A 26547-nucleotide genomic window follows, 5' to 3' on the forward strand; every position below is an offset into this window, starting at 1 on the left:
ATATCGGTTAGGTTTCAACCTAGAAGTAGCCTGCATTACATTACGTTACAGCTTAATAGGTTAGGCTAAGACAGTGTTTAACCATTTGCCGATATTTTGAATCTGCGGCATACAGACTTGATGTGCCATCGGATACGTATTGTAAGACACATTGTAATCCTTTGCTGTCAATAACTGCTGTGCTTGCTCACCTAGGATGACAGGTACGACTGGATCATGAGAACCATGTTCAATCAAAATCGGCATATCTTTATTGGCAGCACTATACTCAATATTGTCATTGGTTGCTAAGTAGGTAGAGAGCGTCATCAAGCCAGCCAAACGTTCTGGATAGCCAAGTGCCACATGATATGCAACTGCACCGCCCTGCGAAAACCCTGCGATGACGATATGCTCTGGTAACACGCCGCGCTCTATCTCACGACTGATCAAATCTTGTATTTGCTGAGCAGACTCTTCAATCTGAGCCACATCTACTTTACGCTCCAGACTCATCTCTATGATGTCGTACCATGCTGGCATCACCATGCCGCCATTTACCGTGACTGGGCGTTTAGGCGCATGTGGGAAGATAAAACGTACTGCCATATCATCAGCCAAGCCAAGCTGCGGTACCACTGGCTCAAAATCATGACCGCTAGCACCTAAGCCATGCAGCCAAATCACTGCGCGATCTATCTTTTTTTGAGAGGGATTGTGCTCAACGACGACTGCATCTAAATAGTTACTCATAATTATCCTTAATAATGTAGTGAGATATGCCTTAAGCATTTCTATATTTTTTGCCAAAATAATGTGTGTGTCATTATATGGTCAATATCATCTGTTAGTTTGAGAGTATGGTCAATAGTGAGGTACCAAACGGACAATAGCGAAAATGTGAACAGTATAAGAAGACACGTATGATTTTACGACCGATAAGCTCAAATACTGTCAGCTGTCTATTCTTTAGTACATGTGCCTACAATTGTATCCGCATTAATGCTAAGTTCTTACAAGACTAAGTTCTTACAAGACTAAGCTCTTACCAAACTAAGTTCTTACAAGAATGCACGACCCTTAGCTTCTTTTGGCAAGTAGCAACCAATAGTCAAACGTTAATTTTTCAATTCCTATCAATCTGACCGATAGGATTTTTTATAATTTTGCAGGAACATTTTACATGACAATTTCTAATAAATCAGCGCTTGAGCTGAGTAAGCAGACGCCGGCTAAGGTTAATAAGATTAATCTCGCCTTACCTTTAACGCTGATCAGCTCATTATTGATAGTAGGCTGCACTACCGATAGCCGCTCAATGCTCACATCAAAATCTCCTTCATCGACAGCGCAACCGCAATCACAGCCACAATCGTCCTCACCTGTCGCATATACCTATGGAGTGCGTCCGTTTTACCTGATAAATGATATGGACGAGGGACCATTAAAAGAAGAGCTACAGGCTTGCAAAGGGCAATTGCCAAGTAAGACAGACTTCTCTATTGCGCATCGAGGTGCGCCATTACAGCTGCCTGAACATACTTATGATAGCTACGTGGCGTCAGCACAAATGGGTGCTGGCATCTTGGAATGTGATGTCGCTTTTACCAATGACGGTGAGCTTGTCTGTCGTCATGCCCAAAATGATTTGCACACCACTACTAATATTCTAACCACGCCGCTCGCCAAGCAATGCACTGTACCGCCCACCTTAGATGCTAAAGGCAAACTTACCAATGCTGATAGTATCGAATGCCGCACCTCAGATATCAGTGCCGCTCAGTTTAAAACCTTGACGGGTAAGATGGATGCTGCCAATAAAAAAGCAACCAGCCTTAGTGAATATATGAATGCGACTGCACCTTGGCGAACGGACTTATACTCGCAAAATGGCAAAGTGTTAACCTTAAAAGAGCATATCGCATTGGCTCGTAAGCTAGGTATGAAGCACACGCCTGAGTTAAAAGCGCCTGCAGTGACCATGCCGTTTAACGACTATCGTTTGGACGATTATCGCCAACAGCTGATAGATACTTATAAGGCAGCGGACGTGCCTGCACGCGATGTATTTGCCCAGTCATTCAATATAGAAGATCTGGATTACTGGATCAAAAACGAGCCAGCTTATGGGGCTAATGCCGTCTATCTAATCGATGACAGTAATGAGACCGCTAAGGATAAAACATTTAATAAAGATGACGCAACCACATGGAAGCACTCATTGGCTGATATCAAAGCACGTGGCATCAACACCATTGCACCAGCACTTTGGTTGTTAGTCACTACTGATGGTAAGGGAAATATGCAACCATCAGAATACGCAAAACAAGCCAAGGCCAATGGTCTAAAAATCATTACCTGGTCGATAGAGCGTTCAGGGCCATTAGCAGATGGTGGCGATTGGTACTATAGCGGTCTTGGCGATGCTATCAACAATGATGGTGATATGATGAATTATATTGATGTACTAGCGCAAGACGTCGGTGTCCAAGGCATTTTTTCAGATTGGCCCGCTACAGTGAGCTACTATGCCAACTGCAAAGGTCTTAAGTAGGTTTTCGCTTAGTCTATTAATAGACAGTCATGCTTAATCTTCGTTACCAAGGCCAGCTTATTTATTGAGTTGGCCTTTTTGTTAAATGCATTAAAATAATTACATCGTACACTATCTACTGAGCACCCTACTTTTCCATTAACTTTTCACACCATTTAACTCGTGGCAGCGAAAGCAGTCTGCTGTTTTGTGCTACGATAATTTACTAAGCTTATAAGACGATGTAGAGACTATGACCCATATTTTACTGGTAGAAGATGATCCTGCGATCGCGATGTCACTCAAGGTCATCTGCAAGCGCGAAGGTTGGCAGATAACTTGGTTGGATAATGCCAGTAGTGTGTTACCCATGCTGCATAGTCATGAAGCACAAGATCTATCGGCGATCATTATGGATGTCGGCCTGCCAGACGGTGACGGCTTGAGTCTATGTCAGCAAATACGTCATACGCCTGATATCGACGCCTTAAAAGATTTGCCTATCGTGTTTTTGACCGCGCGTAGCGATGAGGTCGATCGTATTTTAGGATTGGAGATGGGCGGTGATGATTATTGTGCAAAACCCTTTAGTCCACGTGAATTGGTCGCTCGTTTAAAAGCCATTTGGCGACGTGAACAGCTGATTCAGCAATCAAGCTCTCATACCATAGACTCAGATAACAGTACTGATAATACTTCCTCAAATAATCTATCAGGACAAGCACTAACGTTTGAAAATCAATCTGGCGTTTGGCATTATCAACCGCTCAACTATTCATTAACGTGGCAAGAGCAAAAGCTTGAGCTTAGTAATACAGAACGCAAAATTTTGCTAACTTTATTGCAAGCACCGCAGCAAGTTTTTAGCCGTGAGCAATTGCTTAGCGCAGTAAGCGACTATCCTGATCACCGCTTGGCGCGAACTATAGACAGCCATATCAAATCAATTCGTAAACAGCTCGCTATGGTAGATGCTAATGTCGATGTCATCCATACACATCGTGGACTGGGTTATGCACTATGTCCCGCTTAACAGTGGCTGCTAGTTTATGAATAATAAAACCAATCCTACTGAAAATGATATTCATAACGACCAAAGCAATTGGTATGCCAAATTGCACCCCATTGGTACTGCTCAGCAAGCTCCTAAACGCAAACGACTGCTCAATTTAAGTATATTTTTTAGGATTTGGCTAGCCGTTGCGTTAGTGCTCGTCATATGCGGCGTGGTCGTGTTTACTCAATTGTTTGGCTACGTCAAGCCAACCGCGCAGCAAGTCATCGAAGACACGCTCCTAGACACTAGCAAACTGTTAGCAGCCAGTCTACAGGTGCCATTATCTACAGGACAGTTATATGATGAGGAATATCAAGCACAACTTGATGCTGCATTTGTCGGCATGCCAGCAATGGATGAAACGCTCAGTCCTGTCGATCAAACCAAAAGCTACAGTAGCTTTCGCGTGTATGTGACAGACAGTAGCGGCATAGTCATTTACGACTCCCTGCCCAAACCTGATAATAATGAAGGGCAAAACTATGGACGCTGGAATGATGTCTACCTCACTCTAAAGGGACAATACGGCGCAAGAAGCACGCTGCGAGATTATCAGCGGCGCGATGGTTCGGTCATGTATGTGGCTCAGCCCATCAAAAATTCGTCTGGAGATATCATCGGTGTGGTCAGTGTCGGTAAGCCTGTCGCTAGCGTATTGCCTTATTTAGATGACACGCGTAACCGCATGCTTATCACCGCACTACTTATTAGCATCGCCGCCCTTATACTGGCAGGTCTAGTAGCATGGTGGCTTAAGCAAAGTATTACCTTAGTGACTCAATATACCAGTGCATTGGCAGAAGACACCAAAAAGCCCTATTTTTATTTGGGTCATGAATTAAATAGCCTGACAGATACCATCGAGACTATGAAGCATCGACTCGAAAACCGTGCTTATGTGACTGATTATGTCCATACTTTGACCCATGAGCTAAAAAGCCCTTTGACTGCCATACGTGCCAGTAGCGAGCTGTTAGAGGACGATGGATTAGATAGCAATAAACTGGATAATGAAGATCGTCAGATGCTCATTGAGACGGTTGGTGAGCAAAGCATAAAAATGCAACAGCTTATCGACCGACTTCTGTTGCTTGCTAAAGTAGAACAGCCTACCTTTAAGCTTAACCGACAATTGACTCCCCTATTACCGTTATTGCAAAGCCTGATTAAAGATAATACAGCCAAGCAGCAACAGCAGAATCTATACCCTATTGATATATATATTGATAATAAGAATGTGACCAACATTGCAAACTTGCCAGCAGAAATACTGGCATCGACCAGTGTGTATGCTGACCAGTTTTGGTTAATACAGGTACTACAAAATGTGCTTGATAATGCGATACATTTTGCAAATCGTACCGTTGAGATTTCATTGCATAGCACTGCTCGAACCGTCACTATCGATATATTCAATGATGGTAAGCTGCTACCCGAATATGCTGTCGCAAAAGCATTTGAGCGTTACTTTAGCTTGTCTCATCAAAGCCAACCATCATCTCAAACAACGAATCAAGCAACGGAACAAACCACAAATCGTATAGATAGTAATGACCTATATACAGAGTCGGCAGATCCGACGACTGAGCCGAGGCAGACTGACCATAATACTAATACACTTAAAAAAGGCACAGGCCTTGGACTCACCTTAGTAAAGCAAGTGATTGAACATCATGGTGGTCAGGTAGCCCTCAATAATGTCCATGCTAATGATAATAAAATGGGCGCTGATAAAACTGATACTGGTAAAAACCAGCGTTCTGGTGTGATGGTTAGTATTACCCTACCTTTAGCTTGAGAATAATAACTTATAGTCGATTCAATTTAAGAGTAGTACAAGGCAACCGAGTGCAGATGTATATGTGATACTTCAAGCGAGGTTAACGCTGTAATACTTTTATAGTGGAATGACTATATAATAGTTCATCAACTTTCCATCATGACTACACAGGATTTCTACTTCATTGTTTTACGATAGCACTAGAGTCTATTGAATCGTCAAATTCGTAAAGTAAATTAGGAGTAAAAAATCTATGTCACATCAATTAACGGATAACCCTATTATCAAGAGCCTAATCGGCTTTAGCCGTCATCACTGTACACAGGCATTATCAAACCAAGGCGTCGATAGTATTGAGTTTGGTCATTGGCTAGCGATTCCTAGTCAGCGATTGTTACTGGTCTTTCGACATCAGCAGTGCGTGGCTATCGATGAGTATCAACTGGCAGCCTGATATCTTGCTCGCTCAACACATTAATTGTATTTAGGTAACACCTATATTTTATTTAGACATAAAAAAGCCCTTTATCATTTCTAGTAACAAATCACTGGAAACAACAAAGGGCTGATTACTCTAAGGCAAAAATACTAAGTAATCGATTGTACTGGCGGCTTCACATCCGCGTTTTGACCGCGATGACGCAGATAGTGATCGAGCACTACAATCGCTAGCATCGCTTCGGCAATGGGCGTAGCACGCACACCAACGCAAGGATCATGACGACCTTTGGTGAGCATATCGACCGCTTCACCTTGAGTGTTGATGCTCTTGCCAGCAGTAGTAATACTAGACGTTGGTTTTAAAGCAATACTCACACGGATATCTTGACCTGATGAGATACCGCCCAAGACACCGCCAGCATGATTGGCTGCAAACCCATCTGGCGTCAGCTCATCACGAGCGCTATGTCCGAATTGACCTGCCACCGCCATCCCATCGCCAATCTCGACGCCTTTGACCGCATTGATACTCATCATCGCATGGGCGATATCTGCATCTAAACGATCAAATACTGGCTCGCCTAAGCCTACTGGTACACCGCTCGCAATGATATCAAGGCGCGCACCACAGCTAGTGCCTTCACGGCGCAAATTATCAATCAAGGTTTCAAAACGGCCAATCGCTTCTTTGTCTGCACAAAAGAACGGATTGCTATTTACAAACTCCCAGTCAATTTGGCTTGGGTCTAAGACATTACTATGCTCATTGCCAATCTGAGTCACGTGACCACGGATTTGTACGCCCAGACGTTCTTGCAAGTATTTCTTGGCGATAGCACCAGCTGCTACACGCATAGCCGTCTCACGCGCTGACGAACGACCGCCACCACGATAGTCACGGAAGCCATATTTCATACTATAAGTATAGTCAGCGTGTCCAGGACGGAAGGTATCTTTGATATCGCTATAGTCTTTAGATTTTTGATTGGTATTACGAATCAATAAACCGATAGACGTACCTGTGGTTTTGCCTTCAAATACGCCAGAGATAATCTCAACTTCATCAGACTCACGGCGCTGGGTTGAATACTTAGACGTACCTGGTTTGCGACGATCCAAATCTACTTGTAGGTCGTCTGCAGATAATGTTAAACCTGGTGGTACGCCATCAACGATGGCCATAAGACCTGCGCCATGTGACTCACCGCAAGTGGTGACCGTAAAAACCTGCCCAATACTATTGCCTGCCATAACTGTCCTTAAACAAGTAAACGCTACTGATGACTATTTGACCAATCACTCATGGTTATTGCTTATATTGCTTGTCATGAGTGATTGTATTGTTGCTTATAGTTTCGGCTCATGAAGCCGACGTCCATTCAAGCTAATATTTATCTATTTAAGACTATCTAATAGCTGAACATAAGAGGCAAACAATTGACGGTTTGAGACTAGCTCATCATAGGTAATCGCAAAGACACCATGACCGCCATGTGCAAACTTCAACCAATCAAACTGGATTTCAGGATAGGCTTGTTTTAGCGCCCACTCGCTGTCACCTACTTCACAGATCAGCAACCCATCTGGGCTAAGGTAATCTGGCGCTTCAAATAAGATACGATGTACCAAATCTAAGCCATCTTGACCCGCTGCTAGCGCATGCTCAGGCTCATATAAGAACTCAGGCGGCAAATCTGCCATGATAGCAGCGTCTACGTATGGCGGATTGGTGACGATAAGCTCATACTGGTTCTCAGCAGGTATCTTGGCAAACAAATCAGACTCAATTACGTTCACTTGATGACCAAGGTCATGATGATCGACGTTGACCATTGCCACTTCTAATGCGCCTTTATCAATATCAACAGCATCGACCAACGCATCAACGAAACGAGTAGCAAGCGCGATTGCGATACAGCCAGAGCCAGTACACAAGTCCAAGATACGCTCAGGCTGTGACAATTGCTTTACATCCAAGCCATGATCATAAAATACCGCTGACTTTTCGTTCGGACTGACACCCAGTGGTTTGGCCAATTCAGTAACTTCAAAGTACGGATGGAACTGCTGACGAATCAACTCTGCAATCGGTGAACGAGGGATAAGAACCCGCTCATCGACATAAAAAGGCAAGTCGCAGAAGTACGATAAGTTAATCAAATAACTGAGTGGTTTACGCTCAGCGATACGCTCTTCTAATAGTCCTAGTACCAACTGTTTTTCAGACGTGGTCAGACGACAGTCTAAAATCTGCTCATTGGCAGACCAATCGAGAGACAAAGAGTGCAAGACAATGGCTGACGCTTCTGCAAACTCATCGGTCGTGCCTTGTGCAACAACGACGTCATAGTTACGCAGCTGCGTGACTGAAAAACGAATAAAGTCGCGAATACTGACAAGCTGCTCACGTGCTTCGTTTAGCTCTGCATGTAAGTTAGCAAATTCATCGTGCTCACCAAGAAGTCCAGTCTCTAAATCATACTCCATCTCACCGTCTAAGCCCTCAGACTCATCATTGAAGTATTGGTTTTGAAACTCTTCTGCACTCATTGTTTGGTCTTCTGACATATCGCACCTTGTGGATTAACTGCTAGCGGGTTAAATTGCTTTTTGCTAAAAATCGTTATATTAAATAAAATTCAGTCATACATTATAGACGTAAACCTCTGGTAGCGCCAATAACTGTCATTTTTACTTGCACAAAAAATAGTGCGAATAATGAACAGTTTGCGTAAGAATCGAGCACGACGCCATACACACCTTGGTTAAATTATTACCCAACTGTAGCGAATACGTCAGCAGTTGACGTTTGGCAAGTCTTAAATGCAAAAAGATGTGTCAAAAGTTTGCGATGCAATCAAATTATGCGCATAATAGCCGCATTAGTAGCAACCACAAGTGACTCAATATGATGAAAATAAAGCCAATTATTACTGCCATATCTATCGCAGCTGTAAGTGCTAGTATAGCCGCAATTGCTGCACCTGCCGATAGTACTCGCACATTGCCAGTACGCACGGCTGACGCTATGCCAGGTCTTGCAAAAAAGGTTAGCCTGAATGTGCAAGAGAACCGTAGTCGCTCAGATGGCGCTGCTACTGTACAGTTAAATACAGAGAAAGCGAAACCAGTCGACAGCATGAACCAGCTTATCAATAATAAGCAAGAAGCCAATCAAAACGCGCCAGCCCCAGCTGCTGACAATATGAGCGCAGCAGAACTGACGCGCAAAGATGAGCAAGCTGACCGCAATGATGACATTAGTGAAGGTCAAGCCGTTGCAGCGCCTAGCGACCTATCATCTATCGACTCGTCTGACCCACTCGCTTTTGAGTTACCAGAGAGTGAGAAGCGTCAAGACTTTAGCGATGATCCAACCATCAAAAACATCGAAGACAAAGACGGTAAGAAGCATACAACGCTGAACTTGTCGAACTATGCTAAGCAAGTGAATGGTGCTGTCTGGTCACCTAATATGAAAGTCAACTCAGCGATGACGATCAAAATGCAGGCATTGCTTGATTGGAACCATGCTTCTCCTGGTCCTATCGATGGCGGTTGGGGTATGAACAGCAAAAAAGCCCTTGTTAACTTCCAAACGATGAAAGGCTTGCCAGCGACTGGTAAAATGGATCAAAAAACTTGGGATGCCTTGGTTAAAAACATCCCTGCGAACAAACCTGTCCTTGTTACTTATACGTTGACCGCAGACGATATCAATACCAATTTTGCGACTACCCCTTCTGGTTCAGAAGCGAAGTCAAAAATGAAAGGTCTTTATTATCAAGATATTAAAGAGATGCTAGGTGAACGTTTCCATATGGATGTACGTTACTTAGATAAACTTAACAAGAATAAAAAGTACGCTGTTGGCGAGACTATCACAGTACTAAATACTCGTGACAAGCTGAACCAACGTATCAATCGCGTGGTTGCCAACAAAGCCGACAAAACATTATATGCCTATAATGGTGACAAATTGGTTGCTACTTATCCGACGACCGTTGGTAGTGATGCTACACCGTCTCCAAAAGGCACGTTCAAAATTATCAATAAAGTGAAAATGCCTTGGTATAAATCAACCGTCGGTGAAGGCGCTCAAAAGAAAGTTCATATGATAGCACCAGGACCAAACAACCCAGTCGGTGTCGTTTGGATGGGATTATCTAAGCCTTCTTACGGTTTACATGGCTCACCAGTACCTGAAGGTATCAGTCGTCAAGGCTCAGCAGGTTGTGTTCGTTTAACCAACTGGGATGTGTTAGAAGTTTATGCCAACATCGAAAATGGCGCGGTTGTCGAACTTCAATAAATAGAACTGTATTAAAGCTAGCTTCGCTGCTAGTTATCAAGTATTTTTAATGATGACAAAAAAGACCTCAATATTGAGGTCTTTTTTGTTTGCTGATGGGCGGTTCCACTTCACATCGATAACACTGCTTGTCTTTATGTCTTACTGTTCGCCTTTATGTCTTATAGCCTTCCTCATTCCCAGTAATACTGCCAATTTTTTTGGTAAAGAATAATCCTGCAGGTATCGAAGCCAAAACACCCAATCCCACTGCTATTTGAATATGAAATATCTCATCAAACCCTGAAATGAGAGCACCAATCATAAAAAGTCCGATAGTCACGGTAGCTGTCATTGAGTAAATGACAGAAAATAAAGGCCAGTTCATAAGTTATTCCTTATCTTTATTGTGGATATAATACATTTAACCTTAATTCCACAAAAAAAGTAAGTATTTACCGTGAACCCTTGTAGCATCTATATTGAATGACTTTAGAATAAAAACCATGCTATTATTAAGGTTTTAGACTTAATCATAAGAAACATCAGTTCCTACTCCCATCTTCTCTCAACTCTTTTTTATAATTTTCAAGAATCTCCTATATCTTTATCTATTTATCATTACAATAATGACTTTCTTTATCTACTAAGAATGCTATCTGCTATGTCCTCATCTGAAAAAAACACTGCGCCTAACTCAGTGGATCAAAACGATTCATCAGCCACTACTGACGCTTCTCACAATCAAGACGCGACAATTGACCCAGTAGTTGATAATGCCGCTGTAGACAATGATGAAAGCGAAGACAATCCACACAAGCAATCGACTGATACAGATGGCGAAACAGACGCCGAAGTAGACACTGAATGTGCGCAGCCACCTGACGCCGAAATAACGATGGAAACCATCAGTGACGATGTGGTCGTAGCAACATTGGAATCGACAGAACCTGAGTCACAGTCAAATACTGAAGCATCAGAGATTGCAGAATCAGAAACTATAGAAGCTAAAGAAAAGTCCGATTTCTTCCAGTCAGATACGGCAGAAACAACAGAAAAAAATGCTCAAGATGATGAAGTAATGGTAGAAGCAGAAGACAACTCTGCCTATGACCCTGATGGTGACACAAACATCGCAGCACAGTCATCAGATAACAAAACAACCAATCAACAAAAGACAAAAAATGCATCTAGTCGCAATGACGACCATCAAAATAATGACTCAGAAGATAAAAGCCAAAATAAAGACACCGATGTAGAAGATAGCGACGCTCAAGAGTCTCAAGATGAAAGTGACGAAGATGAGGTTCAAGAGGAAAAAGAAGCCAAACTTGAGTCTTATAAGCAGTTTGTCGCCGAGCAATTCAGCAATCAAAAGGTAGATTACCCAGAAGTACGGGTTAGGATTGAGGCGAACGCGCTGCCTAGCAAGATGTACTTCATCATGAACATTTTGTCTGCCATCATTGCCAGTTATGGCCTAGTGACCAATTCAGCAGCCGTGGTCATCGGAGCGATGCTGGTTGCGATGATGCTAGGCCCTATCACGGGTATAGCGCTAGCGATTATCGATCACCGTATGCCCTTACTGCGTAAGTCGCTTTTTACCGTCATTATCGGTGTCTCGCTGGTGGTATTGGTCGGCTTTATCGTTGGTTGGCTACATAAAGACCAACCGCTAACCGCAGAAATCCTATCTCGCACCCAGCCTACTTCCATGGATTTGATGATTGCCTTAGCAGGTGGCACGGCTGGTGCGTATGCGATGGTATCTCCGCATCTCTCGGTTGCTGTTGTTGGCGTTGCAGTTGCCACAGCCTTAGTACCACCACTGGCTGCTAGCGGTATCTTACTCGCTAATGGCGAGATGCAACTTGGTCTTGGTGCGCTATTATTGGCAGCGACCAACATTCTTGCTATCCAGTTTACCAATGCGCTTGTCTTATGGGTCTTAGGCTTCCGTCGTTTGGTCGATGATGATTATAAATCCAATACCTATCTGACTTTTTTGCAGCGTAACGCGGTGACTTTATTACTACTTGGTGGCCTAGGTGCCTACTTGACTATCAATCTACAGACCAATGCCAAGCAGCAAGTATTTGAGAGTAGTGTCAAAGAAGCCATCAACAACTATTTTATCGATCAAGGCAATGTATTAACCAATACGCAGTTTGATACTTCAGAAGAAAACCAAGTGGTGCGAGCAATCGTGCGTGGAGAGACTTTACCGAGCTCATATGACGTACGCCAGATTGAGACACTCATCACTAATGATATGGCAGAGAATTTCCCAGAGTACTTGCCAATCAAGCTTCAACTACGTTATTTGCCTGTACAGGTAATCGAGTCTAATCCAACCACACAAGACAAATTAGATGAAACGGATGCGGCAATTTTGACTAATTAGTCTGCATACTCTACAAATTAGGCGATGACTAGCATACGTATAATAACCTAGTAGTTATAACTCTTGTACCAAGAGCTTGGGCGTTTGTGCTAAAATCGCTTGCAAAATTATTTTATGTCATTTACTCAATTCTATCCGTCAGTAAGGAGCCGCTGTGAGCCAGCCATTTCGCTCAGCCGATATTCGCCAAGCCTTTATCGATTTTTTCATAAGCAAGCAGCACACCCAAGTTTCATCGTCTAGCTTGATTCCACACAATGATCCGACATTGCTATTTACCAATGCCGGTATGAATCAGTTTAAAGAAACCTTTTTGGGTATGGAACCACGTGACTATACACGTGCAGTAACCTCTCAAAAGTGTGTACGTGCTGGCGGCAAACATAATGATTTGGATAATGTCGGCTATACCGCACGTCACCATACTTTCTTTGAGATGCTTGGCAACTTCTCATTTGGTGATTATTTCAAGCAAGCAGGCATCGAGTATATCTGGGAGTTTTTGACCTCAGATAAATGGTTAGCGATTGATAAAAATCGTCTTTATGTCACTATCTATGAGACTGACGACGAAGCCTTTGAGATTTGGAATAAAAACATCGGCATTCCAAGTGAGCGCATCATTCGTATTGGTGATAACAAAGGTGCTCCTTACGCTTCTGATAACTTTTGGACAATGGGTGACACGGGTCCTTGTGGCCCTTGTACCGAAGTCTTTTATGACCATGGCGCCGACATCGAAGGCGGCTTGCCAGGTACGCCAGAAGAAGACGGCGATCGCTATATTGAGATTTGGAACTGTGTATTCATGCAGTTCAATCGTCAAAAAGACGGCACGCTGTTACCACTGCCAGCACCTAGCGTCGATACAGGCATGGGGCTTGAGCGTATTAGTGCCATTATGCAAGGCGTCCATGGCAACTACGAGATCGATTTGTTTGTCCATTTGATGGACGCGGCGGCTGAAATCCTAGAAATCAATAATGAGCAACAATCATCACTTAAAGTCATCGCCGACCATATTCGTGCCGTGGCGTTTTTGATTGCTGATGGTGTCACGCCAAGTAATGAAGGTCGCGGCTATGTATTGCGCCGTGTCATTCGTCGCGCGGTACGTCATGGCAACAAGCTTGGCGCTGATAGTGAGTTTTTCTATAAAATGGTAGCACCACTTGTCGCTGAAATGGGCAGTGCTTATCCTGAGCTACAAGACAAGCAGAGCGTCATCGAAAACGCCATTCAAAAAGAAGAAGCACAGTTTGCTAAAACACTGGCTCAAGGCTTGCGTTTACTTGCCAGCGAACTTGAAGGCTTACAAGATGGCGATACGCTATCTGGTGAAGCGGCATTTAAGCTCTATGATACCTATGGTTTCCCACTTGACTTGACCGCCGATATCACTCGTGAGCGCGGTATTGCTATTGATGAAGCAGAATTTGATGAGCATATGCAGGCACAACGTGAGCGTGCGCGTGATGCTGGCAAGTTTGATGTCGATTACAGCAGTGTCATCCAAGTAGAAACGCCAACGACATTTATTGGCTATGAGCAGCTTGAAGAAGACGGCGTGACTATTGATGCACTTTATCAAGACGGCAACCCAGCAGACAGCTTAACAGAAGGCATGGAAGGCGTTGTGGTATTGGATCGCACCCCATTTTATGCTGAAGGTGGTGGTCAAGTTGGTGAGCTTGGTGAAATTCGTACAGCATCTGGCGTCTTTGAAGTACAAGATACCAAAAAATCTGGTCAGGCGATTATCCATTATGGTGTCGTAACCATGGGCGATATCAGTACTAAGCAAACCGCTGAAGCGCAAGTACTGTCTAGCATTCGTGCAGCCAGTGCCAAAAACCATTCGGCCACTCACCTATTGCATGCAGCGCTAAGAGAAGTGCTAGGCGATGCGGTCACGCAAAAAGGCTCACTAGTCTCAAGCGAAGTACTACGTTTTGACTTTGCTTATGATAAGCCTGTTAGCGCCGCTGAAATCATGCGTGTCGAACGTCTCGTTAATGAGCAAATTCAAGCCAACACCCCTGCCCGTATCGAGCACATGTCGATTGACGAAGCGATGAACCAAGGCGCTATGGCACTGTTTGGCGAAAAGTACGGTAGTGACGTTCGAGTCCTAACCATGGGTACAGACCGTATCGTTGATGGTCAGCGCAAGCCTTTCTCTATCGAGCTATGCGGTGGCTTGCACGTACAGCGTACGGGCGATATTGGTGTGCTAAAAATCACCAGTGAGTCTGGTATTGCTGCTGGTATCCGCCGAGTTGAAGCTGTCACTGGCATGAACGCGGTCAAAAATATTCAGCAAAGCGAGCAACAACTGAGCGAATTGGCAAGTCAGCTGAAAGTAAAACGTCCTGAAGTGGCGCAGCGTGTTCGTACTATGGCTGATAAGCAACGTGACCTAGAAAAACAACTAGAGCGTTTGCAACAAAAAATAGCCAGCGCTCAAGCAGCCAATTTGCTTGATGATGTACAAACGATCGCAGGTACGCCAGTTCTTATCAGTACATTAAGCGGTATCGATGGTAAATCTATCCGTACACTGATGGACGATATCAAATCAAAACTGCCTGATAGCGTGATTGTATTGATTGGTGATAAAGATGACCAATTAGCACTCGCAGCGAGCGTCGCAAAATCTGTTACTGCCAAAGTGAAGGCTGGTGATATTATTCGTCATTTGGCAGGTGAGCTTGGTGGTAAAGGTGGCGGTAAGCCTGACTACGCTCAAGGCGGTGCACCGAAGTCTGGCAACAGTACAGCGGTTATCAGCGCTCTACCTGCTTGGATTGAAACCCAGCTTAGCTAAGCTAGTGAATGTTAAACTCGCGAATATATTGGCATAGCGTCTCACAATGTACCTTATATTTACTGTATAGCTTTACTCTACTACGCATAGAATACATGATTGGTTATAACTACTATAACCAATCGCCATATATCTAAGCGCTCCTGAGGCTTAAAGTTATGCGGTAGATATGGTATAAAGGTCAACGTTTGGGCATATTGTTCATTCCATAAGGTTGATAGATACCATTAGAAGAACGAAACACCTAAAGGCATAACTCTTATCATCTGGCTTTATCTATACAAGCATTGACGAGCATCACATTGACTCTCCTCAATGACAATAAAAAGTCATTATTGAATAAATAGGTAGATTTTTATGGCGTTAATAGTACAGAAATACGGCGGCACCTCGATGGGCAGTATCGACCGCATCAAAAACGTCGCCAAACGAGTCAAACGCTGGCATGACAATGGTCATCAAGTGGTCGTCGTGGTCTCAGCCATGAGCGGCGAAACCAACCGTTTGATTGATCTAGCTCGCCAAATTAGCACGCAGCCTGATCCTCGCGAATACGATCAAATGGTCTCAACAGGTGAGCAGGTTTCTATCTCACTACTTGCCATGGCCATTAAAGAGCTTGGTATTGGTGCCCGTTCAATGACTGGTCGCCAAGTCGCGATTAAGACCGACAACGCACATAACAAAGCCCGTATCGAAAGCATCGATGACAAAAACATACGCGAGCAATTAGATGCTGGCAATATCGTTATTGTGGCAGGTTTCCAAGGTATCGATGAAGAAGGCAACGCGACCACATTAGGGCGCGGCGGTTCTGATACCACAGGTGTGGCGATTGCTGCGGCCTTAGGCGCTGATGAGTGTCAAATTTATACCGATGTTGATGGTGTCTATACCACTGACCCTCGTGTGACCTCAAAAGCCAAAAAGCTTGAAAAAATTACGTTTGAAGAAATGCTTGAAATGGCAAGTCTTGGCTCCAAGATTCTACAAATTCGCTCAGTAGAATTCGCTGGTAAATATGGCGTGCCGCTACGTGTACTCTCTAGCTTTGATGAAAACACAGACGGTAGCTTTGACCAAGAATTTCAAGACAACGTGGGTACCCTAATTACGATAGACGAAGGAGACAATATGGAACAGGCAATCATCTCAGGTATCGCGTTCAACAGAGACGAAGCAAAAATCTTAGTACGCGGCGTGCCTGACCATCCTGGTATCGCCTCTGCTATCTTAAGCCCAATTGGTCGTGCCAATATCGAAATCGATATGATTGTACAAAATCTTTCGGATAACGGTACTACTGACTTTACTTTCACGGTTAACCGCACTGATTTAGATAAGACGCTAAAAGTGCTTAACGAAGAAGTGAAAGATGAAATTGGCGCCAAAGAAATATTAGGCAACAGTGAAGTTGTTAAAGTGTCATTGGTTGGTGTTGGCATGCGTTCACACGCAGGTGTCGCTAGCCTTATGTTCCAAACACTGGCTGAAAACAACATCAACATCCAAATGATTTCAACCAGCGAAATCAAAGTGTCGGTTCTGATTCAAGATCAACACTTAGAAAAAGCCGTTAAATCATTGCACACGGCATTTGGCCTAGATCGTGAAGACGGTGAAAGTAAAATCGCTGGGCTATAAGACATAAAAACTGTTAAAATATAGCATTAGCATTGATGGTTATCTATTAACCGCTATTAATGACTTTATATAGTATGTAGATAAACAGCATTTAAATTAATAGCGTTTGAATCAATAGTATCTAAATAAAAACAGTACTTAAATAAAATAGGATCTTTTTAGGTCCTATTTTTATTTTTTAGCATAGTTGAAATGAGCATTTACCTAATAGTTTTGTGAAAAACCGTGACAGTATCTGTTATGCCGCCTATAATGGGGCTTTCATTTGGGCTAAATGAATCTACCTATCATTACCGCTATTGGCACGATATCTGGCATCGTGATAATGGTTATATTGCATGTTTGGTGCTGCGGTGATGTTCTGCAATTGAGAAGTAATCTGATGAGTAATAATTTGTTGATGCGACATAAGGAGTGTGACGCATGTTAATTTTGACACGCCGCGTGGGCGAAACGCTAATGATTGGCGACGAAGTAAGTGTGACGGTTCTAGGCGTCAAAGGCAATCAAGTACGTATCGGTGTAAACGCACCTAAAGATATTGCAGTACACCGCGAAGAGATTTATCAACGTATTCAGCATGAGCGTTCTGTACAGTCGCAAATGCAGCATCTTGAGCAAGGCAACTTTTCGCCTTCGTTTGATGACGAAGACTATTTTAATCGCTAAGCTAGCTAAATTATAATGCTGAACGCTCAACGGCTACTATCATCATTGAGCACACATAAATATTATATTGTTTTTTTAATCTGCTCTGAGGTCATTTATTTATGAGTATCCGCCAATCAGATGTATCGGCATTACTTAATGGTTTGAATAAAAAAGCCATTGGATTCAATGATGTCATCAGCTTTATCGATGATTTTTATCGCTATGCACCTGCCCCTTTCGTAAATGGAATGGTACATAATGCAGCCGGTGAGAACGAAGGTAGCGCAAAGATCTTTGGTTTTGCTAAGCACCATGGTCTGAACCAATTGGACACGCTTAAACTATTTGGCGAGCATTATGCCAAGGTTCAAGCAACGCCTAACGGTACCGATCATGCCAATATCCGTAATTTTTTACATTGGGGCTGGCAAGGATTTTTGATGCAAAAGAACCCGCTAACGGTTCGTCCTAGTGTCGATACGACTGCTATTTAATCGTCTATGATGATTAAGCTATTTCTGATAATTTAATTATTGATAAAGTAAAAAAAGCCACGCTATATAGCGTGGTTTTTTATGATAATTGTTTTTATCACAACTATTACAACTTATTTATAAATCTATTTATCACGAAACTTAACAGGCTGTACCGCACCTTTAGGATTCGGCATATTAGGGTAGTGATGCTCGTGCTCGACATCACATTCAGCGCCAACGACAGTACCATCGTCTTTTACGGGTTTATGAATATAACCTGTACGCTCAGCTGGCGGCAGATGCTCATGTTCCCATACCATCACAGCTTGCATACAAGTCTCACGCTGCTCAGCGGTAATCTTACGACCGTCAGGCCATTTACCTAGCTCAATCGCCATACGAAATTTATCAACCACTTCGGGCGTTAGACTTGCTAGTATTGTTTGTTTATCCATCTTGCCTACTCTCCACTACCATTTTTTGCATCATATTTTGGTCTAATAGATACGCTTATTCATCGTCTATAATATCATCATCGACATCAAGACTGAATTCTTCGGCATGTACGTTCCAGTGCAGCTTTGTACGGCAGGCCTCATAAAAGTCAAACCCAGGTGGGTGCAACAAAGTAAGCTTATCAGGATGCTTACGAATATGGAGACGTTGCTCTTGCTCAAGTGGCACGCTTGGCTTACCGTCCGCACTCACCATCGGCTGAGTACGATTGTCTTCGTGGATACGAATACAGACCTCACTATTACCACTGACCACAATCGGTCTGCTAGATAATGTATGGGGATGCATCGGCACCAGACAAATAGCGTCCATACTCGGATGAATAATTGGACCGCCACCTGATAAGGCGTAAGCGGTAGAGCCAGTCGGTGTTGCTGCTATCAAGCCATCACTATGCTGTCTATAAACGTCATGTCCATCAATTTTCATCTGAAAATCAATCATATGTACGGATTTACCAGCGTGCAGTACGATGTCGTTCAGCGCCATATCTTCATGGATGATTTTGCGCCCTTCTCGTATCTCCATCGTCAATAAGAACCGATGGTCCAGTTGATAGTCTCCCATCAATACTTGACGTAACTTAAAGGCAGCTTCATCAGGTTTTACATCTGCTAAAAATCCTAAACGGCCACGGTTTACCCCTAATACAGGTACACGGTAGCGTGCTAGCGCCTCAGCGGCATGTAATATCGAACCATCACCGCCAACCACAATAACCAAGTCACAAATCTCACCAATCAAACCGCGTTTGACGATTTTGACTCTTTCTATGTCTGTGAGGTCAAGCGTTGGCAAATTGGCCGTTTGTACGTCCATTATTAACGTCAAATTCATATCATTGACGGTTTGGGCAATCTGTACCAAGCTTTGAGTGACACTACGTTTACCAGCACGGCCCATTAGACCAATACGCCTAAAGGCGGGGTTTTTAATAGCGTGGAATAGCTCTGATTCATGTAAGTGTGGCAATCTTGCTGACTGCGCTGAGTTTTCCATAAAACGACTCGGTATAACGGTGAAGTACAAGGTAATGATAGCGATAAATGCGCGCTTAGACTAGCATGTTTATGAATTATCGTTGTTAACTGTCGTAACTGACCCCATATAAAAGCTATCGAATGTTTTACTTAGTTAGATCTTTCTGCTCAGTTTTTCAATTAGCTTATTGAGCGATACAGTAGCCCGATGCGCTAGCCAATGAGCAGCCTGAGGTTGCACCGCAGCAGTTGTCACGCAAACACAGTTGACAATAATGCCGGTTTTGCTAAAGTAACTAACATCACTATTTTTATATTTTATTATTAAGGACTTATGTATGGCCAATCCTATTGTCAGTCGCGCAGAACTTGCGATCGGCGGTAATCCAATGACGGTCAAGGGCGTAATCCAAAAGACCAGCTTGTTACTTGGTTTATCAGCCATTACTGGTGTGGGCTTTTTCTTTTATGCGCTTATGGCAGGTTTATCGCAAGGTTTTATTACGATGGCAGCCTTTGGTAGCATGATTGCTGCGTTTGTTCTGGCTCTTTTTATTACCTTCAAGCCGCAAAAAGCCAAGACTTTGGCTGTGCCTTACGCCTTGCTAGAAGGTATCTTTTTGGGCGGTATCTCATTATTTTTCATGAGAATGTATCCAACAGTACCAGTCACTGCAATGTGTGCAACTTTCGTCACCGCTGCAGTTATGCTGGGTCTATATCGTTCAGGTCTAGTTAAGGTTACTGAAAAGTTCCGTTCTATCGTGACCTCAGCGGTTATTGCCATTATGCTTGTCTATGTAGCACAGTGGGTACTTTCTTTAGCGTTTGGTTCATCACTACCGTTCCTATTTGAAGGTGGCGCTATCGCTATTGGCTTTAGCTTATTTGTCATCGTTATTGCTTCTTTTACCTTGCTATTAGATTTCGATAATATTGATCGCGGTGTTGCGATGGGTGTTTCTGAAGATTACGAGTGGTTGTTCAGTATTGGTATTCTTGCGACCCTAGTCTGGATGTATATCGAATTTATGCGTCTATTAAGCTATCTACAAGACTAATTTTAAGAGCGACCTAACAGTATCTCTGTATAGAAAAAACCGCCTTTCATTTATGGAAGGCGGTTTTTTTATAAGTAAACTTTACAGACCTATTTATATTAAATACTTTTAAAGAGACTAAGCACGTTTTAAGCGCAATGCATTTAATACGACAAATAGCGAACTGAGCGACATACCAATCGCAGCGAGCCATGGTGGCACATAGCCTAAAGCCGCTGGTATCAGGACGATACTGTTGTAAGCGAGCGCCCAGCGGAAGTTTTGCTTGATAATACGTTCCGTCTTATCAGAGATACGTTTAGCCGCAGTGATAGCTTCGATTTGTCCGTTTAAAATAATACTATCACTGGATACTTGTGCTAAGTCTGCCGCACCTGCAATTGAGGTCGAGACATCTGCCGCTGCTAACACTGGTGCATCGTTGATACCATCACCCACCATCAGTACCACGGCACCGTTGGATTGTAGTTGCTGGATATGATTGACCTTATCAGTTGGTGATAGTCCATTATATGCTGCTTGCATTCCCAAGTTCTCAGCCATCACTAGCGCTTGCGGGCTTGGGTCACCTGTCAACATAACAGACTCGATACCTAGTGCTTTAAGCGTATCGAGCATCGACTGCGTACTATCACGTACCTTGTCATTGAAATAAAAGCATGCTAGCGCCTGCCATTTTTTGCTATCAGTATTTTGATAAGACAATACCACTGCTGAGCTGGCTCGCTGAGCTACCAGATTAATGGTTAAATCATCGTTTGCATCTATATCATTGTCGCTATTATCTGTTCTGTCTAACGCAAAGTCTTTATGACCGATTCGATATATAGTGCTATCAATCATCGCTTCCACCCCGCCTGCTGGATAATGCTGTACGGCTTGCGTCGATGGCAGGTGTAACTGATAGGCTGCCGTCAGTAACGCGTGGGCAATTGGATGACGACTCCCTACTTCTAGTGCAGCTGCAATGGCCAACAGCGTATCTTTTTGCGCTGTTAATGATAAATCGTCAATTTCGGTCTGGCTTTTTGGTGTGATTAACTCAATATTTAATAAATTTGGCTTACCATAAGTCAGCGTGCCTGTCTTATCAAAAGCGACATGCGTGATTTCAGCTAGCGTTTGTAATGTATGTCCACGCGTCGTCAAAAAACCATAGCTTGCTAAACGATTGGTTGAGACGGTCAAGGCAATCGGCGTCGCCAACGATAGTGCACAAGGACAGGTAGCCACTAAGACTGCCACGGTTGCCCAAATAGCTCGGCCTGGATCAACAATATACCAGCCGACAAATACCAAGACTGACAGCACCAAAATGCGCGCCACAAACCAACGTGCTAGCTTATCTGCTTGCTGCGCCAATTTTGGTTTTTCGCTCATGGCACGATTCATCAATCGATCAATTAAGCCTATCTGGCTGTCTTTTGGCAATGCTGTGACGAGCATTTCGAACGGCTGGCTATCGTTTTGTGCACCGCCAACAATATAATCACCTTGGGATTTGATAATTAAATCACCTTCGCCCGTCAGTAGACTTTGTGACACCGTTGCAGTAGAACTTAGCAAGATGCCGTCACTAATAATCTCAGAGCCCGCTTCAACCAAAATGATGTCACCCACTTGTAAACTATGAGCGGTGACCATTTGCTTTAACTCTATATCGTCTTCTGCTTGTGATAGCGCATTCTGTTGGTTGCGTGACTGCTGCCATTCTTGAGCGATACATGATGTGAGCTGATAAACATTGGCGTCCATACGCTGCATAAAATCAGGCGTCGGCTCTACTGTAGCCGACTCACCTTTAGTAGTTTCATTTTCAGTAAGCTCACTTTTAATAAGCTCATCTTGTTGAGACGTATTTTCTTTCAGCAGTTGTAAAATATGCTCGGCAGCTGATTTGTCTTCAGCGACTTTTTGTACCAATACCGGCTCAACCACGACCAAATCATTAGCCATAGTCGCGGCTTTTAGACGTGCGTTGTGCTCGATATAACGCCCTGCTAACAAAAAGAAGATAAACATGCTGACCGAGTCATAATACGTCTCCCCTTGCCCAGTGATGGTAGCGTAGAGACTAGCAAAGAAAGTGATAATCAACGCAAGACTGACGGGCACATCCATATTGACTTGGCGGGCACGAATTGCTGACCATGCGGAGGTAAAGAAAGGAATGCCAGCATAGAAAAATACAGGCGTACTCACAAACAAAGATACCCAACGCAAAAAGTCACGTTGGAATATCAACATGTCGCTATACTCGCCAAAATACAGCGCAACGGCATACATCATCGCTTGCATAGAACCTAGTGCAGCGATGCCGAGACGCAATAGCATTTGATTATTATGACGTGCCAGCATGGCTTCATGAGTATCTTGCCGATAAGGCTTGGCTTCATAGCCGATTTCATTGATGACCGCTAAAATGCGACTGATGGGTAATTTGTTCTCATCCCAAATGACCCGCATACGTTGGTTGGTCAAATTTACCTGACACTTACCAATACCCTCTAGCTCATCGAGACGCGACTCAATCAGCCAAGTACAGGCAGCACACCGTAAGTTATTAACAGACAGCTCTGCTACTGACATGCCATCTTGCGCGTAAACGAACTGTGATTTTATCTCGTCATGATCGTAGACCTCGAGACGCGTCAGCTGAGTTGGCAAACTTGCCGTACGGTTAATCTCTGAACGGTCAAGATAATACTGCTCAAGACCAGCCTCTACAATGCTTTGGGCAGCTAACTGACAGCCCATACAACACATCTCTCGTGACTGACCTAATATCTCAGCATAAAAGGGTGGCTGAGGTACGGGATCACCACAGTGAAAACAGTGGTCAGCCAGCGGGAGCACTAAGCCTTCGATGATAGAAGTGTCTTCATAAGAATGATTGGTAGCAGATGATACTGATGATGGGATACTAGACATAGTCGCGCTTACTTCCTTTGACAGGCTTGCTCAAAATGCATTCATTTAAAGCAAACTTGCTCGTATTGACTGTACTGTACGTCATGCAATAGAGCCGTTTTTAATCACATAAATATCACTACCATTAGTAGCATAGTATTCATAACAAACGGCTAATAGCAAACAATTAGCAACAGCGAATTCATACAAAATACATCATGAGGGCAATCGTAAATTGTTATCTTATATGGCGTTTATCTACCAGATTGAAAGTGACTGACGCTTTATTACAAGTATCGGTATTTTAATAGGGATTATACTATAAGCTATCGCTATGAGCAGTACCATCGCTCATGGCCTACGACCAATAAATGCCTGCGTTGACGATGATAGATTGAAAAATTTGTCAATTTGCGTCATTATGAGGCAGTTTTTTATCCAAAAATGGTGCGACATCCGTGCAAAAACCTAATTACAAGTTACCAAATACCAAGTTATCAGCGTCATCTAAGTCTGCTATGCACACGCTACCCTCGCAGCAGCGCGGCTTGGTCTTTAGTAGTCTGCTATTAATTATCATCATCGCAGGCATGGTGCTGTTGGCGCTGTATTTGATCAAACTTGATCGCACCATTACTCATAAGTTTGAGGGCAAGCGCTGGGACATTCCAGCCAAAGTGTATTCTCAGCCGCTTGAGCTGTATCAAGGCGCCAATGTCGATAGAGATACGATGAAGACATGGCTAGAGTTGCTTAACTATCAAAGCAACAAAGCTTATGATCGCACGGGTACCTATCATCGGACAGGCAATACTTACTTTATTCACACGCGCGGCTTTACGTATAGCGCCAATGATAAAGATGCCGAGCAAGTCATCAAAATGACGATTTCTGGCAATAAAGTAGAATCTATCCAGAGTACTCTGCCTGCCAAAAGCGGCATCATTCGTCTAGAACCTGTCAATATCGGTGGTATCTATCCAGACAGTAATGAAGATCGGATGGTTGTGTCTTTGGACGAAGTGCCTCAGCCGTTGATTGATGCCCTTATCGCTACCGAAGATCGCGCGTTTTATGAGCATAAAGGGGTATCGGTACGTGGTATCGCCCGTGCCGTAATTAACAACTTTACTGGTGGTGCCAGACAAGGTGGCTCGACCATCACCCAGCAGCTGATCAAAAACTTTTATCTCAACTCAGATCGCACTATCAAACGTAAAGCCAATGAAGCATTGATGGCCGTGCTACTTGAGCTGCATTACAGCAAAGATGAGATTTTACAGACCTATTTGAATGAGATTTATCTGGGTCAAAATGGCAATCGCTCGATCAATGGTTTTGGTTTGGCATCACAGTTTTATTTTGACAAACCTCTTAATGAGCTGCGCTTAGATCAGCAAGCGATGCTGGTTGGTATGGCAAAAGGTCCAAGTATCTATAATCCACGTCGCAATCCAAATGACTCAAAAGCACGCCGTGATGTGGTACTTAACAATATGCTGACAATGGGCACACTGAGCCAAGAAGACTACGATAAAGCCTTAGAGCAACCGCTTGGTATCGTGGATAAACCTGCTGAAGGCAAAAGCCAGTTCCCTGACTTCTTAGATATTGTTAAACGTGAGCTAAATACCGTTTATTATTCTGATGACCTCAAGAACGAAGGTCTGATTATTATCAGTACTCTAGACCCTATCGCTCAATTGGCCGCAGACAAAGCCGTTGATAGAAAACTTGGTGAGCTGCGCCGTAACAGTAGCAAAACTAAGGATTTACAAGGGGCGTTGGTGAGTGCCAACCCTGAGACTGGCGAGCTAGTATCTGTAGTAGGTAGTGGTAGTGAATTTACAGGGTTTAACCGCGCGGTAGATGCCAAACGCCAAGTCGGCTCGTTACTGAAGCCTATCATTTATATGACTGCGCTTGAGAGCGGTCGTTACAACTTGGCCAGTTCAGTAGATGACTCCCCTATTACGGTCAATCTAAACGACGGTACTGACTGGAACCCTAAAAACTACGACAACCGTGATCATGGCTATGTACCATTTACCACGGCACTATCTCAATCATATAACCAAGCGGCAGTACGCTTAGGTATGGAGTTCGGCGTTAATACCTTTGCTAAGCAATTACAGCGCATGGGTATCAAAGAAAAAATTCCACCTTACCCATCAGCATTACTAGGCTCAGTTAATTTGAGTCCGATGGACATGCTTGGCATTTATCAAGTCTTTGCCACTGGTGGTTTCCGCACGCCTATTCATAGTATCCGTACGGTCATTGATGATCGCGGCCGTATTTTACAGCGTACTGGGCTTAACACTCAGCGTAGCATTCCACCTGAAACCAATTTTTTGACCAACTATGCATTACAGCAAGTCGTCTCAAATGGTACGGCTAGACGTGCGCAATCACTCGGCAGCAATTTAAACCTAGCAGGAAAAACGGGTACGACAAACGACTACCGCGATGCTTGGTTTGCAGGCTATAGTGGCAACTATGTAAGTGTCGTTTGGGTTGGCCGTGATGATAATAAACCGATTGGTTTAAGTGGTGGTACTGGCGCCTTGCCAGTTTGGGTAGATTATATGAAACGCCTAAAACTGACTCCAGTTGCCCTACCAGAGCCAGAAGGTATCGAGTGGTTATGGTTAGAGAACAACTCAGGCAAACTGTCTAATGAACGCTGTGCCAATGCTCGCTACTTACCAGTAATGTCAGCTCATCTACCAGAAGAAGCCAGCAGTTGTGCGCTAAGCCTGTACCAGCAAGATCGCGCTCGTGAACAGACACAGTTTCAGAACCAGCAAGGTGGTATCAATCAACAACGTCGCCGCGAAGGTTTAGAGATTCCAAATGGCGAAGCTGTTGAATCTGAGGGTGCAGAAGGTAGCAGCGAGCAAAGTGAAGGTGATGAAGACCGTGCTGATACTTGGTATGACCGCGCTGTTGAATGGTTCTAGCTGTTGAATGGCTCTAGCTGTTAAATAACTC

General features: G+C 43.7%; 19 protein-coding genes and 1 pseudogene. 12 read left to right on the forward strand and 8 right to left on the reverse strand.

Annotation, left to right across the window (positions count from 1 at the left end; genetic code table 11):
• Nucleotides 1-60: 60 nt before the first annotated feature.
• Nucleotides 61-732, reverse strand: a complete 672-nt coding sequence (locus ACHEVO_RS05685) for an alpha/beta hydrolase (RefSeq protein ID WP_394124248.1) — start codon at nucleotides 730-732, stop codon at nucleotides 61-63.
• Between the two features lie 430 nt (nucleotides 733-1162).
• Here ACHEVO_RS05685 and ACHEVO_RS05690 point away from each other — a divergent pair, with 430 nt between their 5' ends.
• From ACHEVO_RS05690 to ACHEVO_RS05705, 4 genes are all read left to right on the forward strand, one after another.
• The gene (locus ACHEVO_RS05690) at nucleotides 1163-2533 is read left to right on the forward strand and encodes a glycerophosphodiester phosphodiesterase family protein (protein WP_394124249.1); all 1371 of its coding nucleotides are present in this window, start codon (nucleotides 1163-1165) and stop codon (nucleotides 2531-2533) included.
• A gap of 232 nt (nucleotides 2534-2765) precedes the next feature.
• A complete protein-coding gene (locus tag ACHEVO_RS05695) occupies nucleotides 2766-3545 on the forward strand; it encodes a response regulator (RefSeq protein ID WP_394124250.1) in 780 nt (259 codons plus the stop codon).
• A gap of 16 nt (nucleotides 3546-3561) precedes the next feature.
• Entirely contained in the window at nucleotides 3562-5367 is a 1806-nt protein-coding gene (gene creC, locus ACHEVO_RS05700; protein WP_394124251.1) for a two-component system sensor histidine kinase CreC, read from the forward strand.
• Nucleotides 5368-5602: 235 nt separating this feature from the next.
• Nucleotides 5603-5803, forward strand: coding sequence for a hypothetical protein (locus ACHEVO_RS05705; protein ID WP_394124252.1), 201 nt, complete (start codon nucleotides 5603-5605; stop codon nucleotides 5801-5803).
• A gap of 134 nt (nucleotides 5804-5937) precedes the next feature.
• On the opposite strand, the gene aroC is transcribed toward ACHEVO_RS05705, so the two are convergent.
• Nucleotides 5938-7041 carry a chorismate synthase gene (gene aroC, locus ACHEVO_RS05710; RefSeq protein WP_394124253.1) on the reverse strand — a complete coding sequence of 368 codons (1104 nt, stop codon included), beginning with the start codon at nucleotides 7039-7041 and terminating at the stop codon, nucleotides 5938-5940.
• Between the two features lie 144 nt (nucleotides 7042-7185).
• Entirely contained in the window at nucleotides 7186-8358 is a 1173-nt protein-coding gene (gene prmB / locus ACHEVO_RS05715; protein WP_191114956.1) for a 50S ribosomal protein L3 N(5)-glutamine methyltransferase, read from the reverse strand.
• 340 nt (nucleotides 8359-8698) lie between these two features.
• Here prmB and ACHEVO_RS05720 point away from each other — a divergent pair, with 340 nt between their 5' ends.
• Entirely contained in the window at nucleotides 8699-10102 is a 1404-nt protein-coding gene (locus ACHEVO_RS05720; RefSeq protein ID WP_394124254.1) for a L,D-transpeptidase family protein, read from the forward strand.
• Between the two features lie 154 nt (nucleotides 10103-10256).
• On the opposite strand, the gene ACHEVO_RS05725 is transcribed toward ACHEVO_RS05720, so the two are convergent.
• A complete protein-coding gene (locus tag ACHEVO_RS05725; protein WP_298808025.1) occupies nucleotides 10257-10469 on the reverse strand; it encodes a hypothetical protein in 213 nt (70 codons plus the stop codon).
• Nucleotides 10470-10745: 276 nt separating this feature from the next.
• Between ACHEVO_RS05725 and ACHEVO_RS05730 the strand changes: the two genes are divergently transcribed.
• From ACHEVO_RS05730 to ACHEVO_RS05740, 3 genes are all read left to right on the forward strand, one after another.
• Complete coding sequence (locus ACHEVO_RS05730) at nucleotides 10746-12488, forward strand: TIGR00341 family protein (protein ID WP_394124255.1); 1743 nt, start codon at nucleotides 10746-10748, stop codon at nucleotides 12486-12488.
• Between the two features lie 154 nt (nucleotides 12489-12642).
• Nucleotides 12643-15315, forward strand: a complete 2673-nt coding sequence (gene alaS / locus ACHEVO_RS05735) for an alanine--tRNA ligase (protein ID WP_394124256.1) — start codon at nucleotides 12643-12645, stop codon at nucleotides 15313-15315.
• 357 nt (nucleotides 15316-15672) lie between these two features.
• On the forward strand, nucleotides 15673-16959 hold the full coding sequence (locus ACHEVO_RS05740; RefSeq protein WP_057759246.1) for an aspartate kinase: 1287 nt from the start codon (nucleotides 15673-15675) through the stop codon (nucleotides 16957-16959).
• Nucleotides 16960-17239: 280 nt separating this feature from the next.
• Here the strand turns inward: ACHEVO_RS05740 and ACHEVO_RS05745 are convergent, their stop codons facing one another.
• Nucleotides 17240-17368 (reverse strand): hypothetical protein, encoded by a 129-nt coding sequence (locus tag ACHEVO_RS05745; protein WP_394124257.1) that lies wholly within the window; start codon nucleotides 17366-17368, stop codon nucleotides 17240-17242.
• Between the two features lie 14 nt (nucleotides 17369-17382).
• Between ACHEVO_RS05745 and csrA the strand changes: the two are divergent.
• Together csrA and ACHEVO_RS05755 are read left to right on the forward strand one after the other, a co-directional pair.
• Nucleotides 17383-17550 (forward strand): annotated as a pseudogene (gene csrA / locus ACHEVO_RS05750) (carbon storage regulator CsrA); the annotation flags it as partial.
• A 179-nt stretch (nucleotides 17551-17729) separates the two neighbouring features.
• The gene (locus tag ACHEVO_RS05755; protein ID WP_057759243.1) at nucleotides 17730-18104 is read left to right on the forward strand and encodes a HopJ type III effector protein; all 375 of its coding nucleotides are present in this window, start codon (nucleotides 17730-17732) and stop codon (nucleotides 18102-18104) included.
• Between the two features lie 125 nt (nucleotides 18105-18229).
• Here the strand turns inward: ACHEVO_RS05755 and ACHEVO_RS05760 are convergent, their stop codons facing one another.
• Together ACHEVO_RS05760 and ACHEVO_RS05765 are read right to left on the reverse strand one after the other, a co-directional pair.
• On the reverse strand, nucleotides 18230-18541 hold the full coding sequence (locus ACHEVO_RS05760; protein WP_102094259.1) for a YeaC family protein: 312 nt from the start codon (nucleotides 18539-18541) through the stop codon (nucleotides 18230-18232).
• 55 nt (nucleotides 18542-18596) lie between these two features.
• Nucleotides 18597-19601, reverse strand: a complete 1005-nt coding sequence (locus tag ACHEVO_RS05765; protein WP_179798759.1) for an NAD(+) kinase — start codon at nucleotides 19599-19601, stop codon at nucleotides 18597-18599.
• Between the two features lie 319 nt (nucleotides 19602-19920).
• Here ACHEVO_RS05765 and ACHEVO_RS05770 point away from each other — a divergent pair, with 319 nt between their 5' ends.
• Nucleotides 19921-20643, forward strand: coding sequence for a Bax inhibitor-1/YccA family protein (locus ACHEVO_RS05770; protein ID WP_057759239.1), 723 nt, complete (start codon nucleotides 19921-19923; stop codon nucleotides 20641-20643).
• A gap of 117 nt (nucleotides 20644-20760) precedes the next feature.
• On the opposite strand, the gene ACHEVO_RS05775 is transcribed toward ACHEVO_RS05770, so the two are convergent.
• Entirely contained in the window at nucleotides 20761-23574 is a 2814-nt protein-coding gene (locus ACHEVO_RS05775) for a heavy metal translocating P-type ATPase (protein WP_394124258.1), read from the reverse strand.
• 437 nt (nucleotides 23575-24011) lie between these two features.
• Here ACHEVO_RS05775 and mrcB point away from each other — a divergent pair, with 437 nt between their 5' ends.
• The gene (mrcB, locus tag ACHEVO_RS05780; protein ID WP_394124259.1) at nucleotides 24012-26516 is read left to right on the forward strand and encodes a penicillin-binding protein 1B; all 2505 of its coding nucleotides are present in this window, start codon (nucleotides 24012-24014) and stop codon (nucleotides 26514-26516) included.
• Nucleotides 26517-26547: the final 31 nt, after the last annotated feature.

Source organism: Psychrobacter nivimaris (genome assembly GCF_043419765.1).
GTDB lineage: Bacteria > Pseudomonadota > Gammaproteobacteria > Pseudomonadales > Moraxellaceae > Psychrobacter.

What these genes read in the sequence shown, in the direction of transcription:
- ACHEVO_RS05685 (WP_394124248.1), bottom strand. Translation starts at nt 732, where the DNA reads ATGAGTAACTATTTAGATGCAGTCGTCGTTGAGCACAATCCCTCTCAA.
- ACHEVO_RS05690 (WP_394124249.1), top strand. Translation starts at nt 1,163, where the DNA reads ATGACAATTTCTAATAAATCAGCGCTTGAGCTGAGTAAGCAGACGCCG.
- ACHEVO_RS05695 (WP_394124250.1), top strand. Translation starts at nt 2,766, where the DNA reads ATGACCCATATTTTACTGGTAGAAGATGATCCTGCGATCGCGATGTCA.
- creC (WP_394124251.1), top strand. Translation starts at nt 3,562, where the DNA reads ATGAATAATAAAACCAATCCTACTGAAAATGATATTCATAACGACCAA.
- ACHEVO_RS05705 (WP_394124252.1), top strand. Translation starts at nt 5,603, where the DNA reads ATGTCACATCAATTAACGGATAACCCTATTATCAAGAGCCTAATCGGC.
- aroC (WP_394124253.1), bottom strand. Translation starts at nt 7,041, where the DNA reads ATGGCAGGCAATAGTATTGGGCAGGTTTTTACGGTCACCACTTGCGGT.
- prmB (WP_191114956.1), bottom strand. Translation starts at nt 8,358, where the DNA reads ATGTCAGAAGACCAAACAATGAGTGCAGAAGAGTTTCAAAACCAATAC.
- ACHEVO_RS05720 (WP_394124254.1), top strand. Translation starts at nt 8,699, where the DNA reads ATGATGAAAATAAAGCCAATTATTACTGCCATATCTATCGCAGCTGTA.
- ACHEVO_RS05725 (WP_298808025.1), bottom strand. Translation starts at nt 10,469, where the DNA reads ATGAACTGGCCTTTATTTTCTGTCATTTACTCAATGACAGCTACCGTG.
- ACHEVO_RS05730 (WP_394124255.1), top strand. Translation starts at nt 10,746, where the DNA reads ATGTCCTCATCTGAAAAAAACACTGCGCCTAACTCAGTGGATCAAAAC.
- ACHEVO_RS05740 (WP_057759246.1), top strand. Translation starts at nt 15,673, where the DNA reads ATGGCGTTAATAGTACAGAAATACGGCGGCACCTCGATGGGCAGTATC.
- ACHEVO_RS05745 (WP_394124257.1), bottom strand. Translation starts at nt 17,368, where the DNA reads ATGTCGCATCAACAAATTATTACTCATCAGATTACTTCTCAATTGCAG.
- ACHEVO_RS05755 (WP_057759243.1), top strand. Translation starts at nt 17,730, where the DNA reads ATGAGTATCCGCCAATCAGATGTATCGGCATTACTTAATGGTTTGAAT.
- ACHEVO_RS05760 (WP_102094259.1), bottom strand. Translation starts at nt 18,541, where the DNA reads ATGGATAAACAAACAATACTAGCAAGTCTAACGCCCGAAGTGGTTGAT.
- ACHEVO_RS05765 (WP_179798759.1), bottom strand. Translation starts at nt 19,601, where the DNA reads ATGGAAAACTCAGCGCAGTCAGCAAGATTGCCACACTTACATGAATCA.
- ACHEVO_RS05770 (WP_057759239.1), top strand. Translation starts at nt 19,921, where the DNA reads ATGGCCAATCCTATTGTCAGTCGCGCAGAACTTGCGATCGGCGGTAAT.
- ACHEVO_RS05775 (WP_394124258.1), bottom strand. Translation starts at nt 23,574, where the DNA reads ATGTCTAGTATCCCATCATCAGTATCATCTGCTACCAATCATTCTTAT.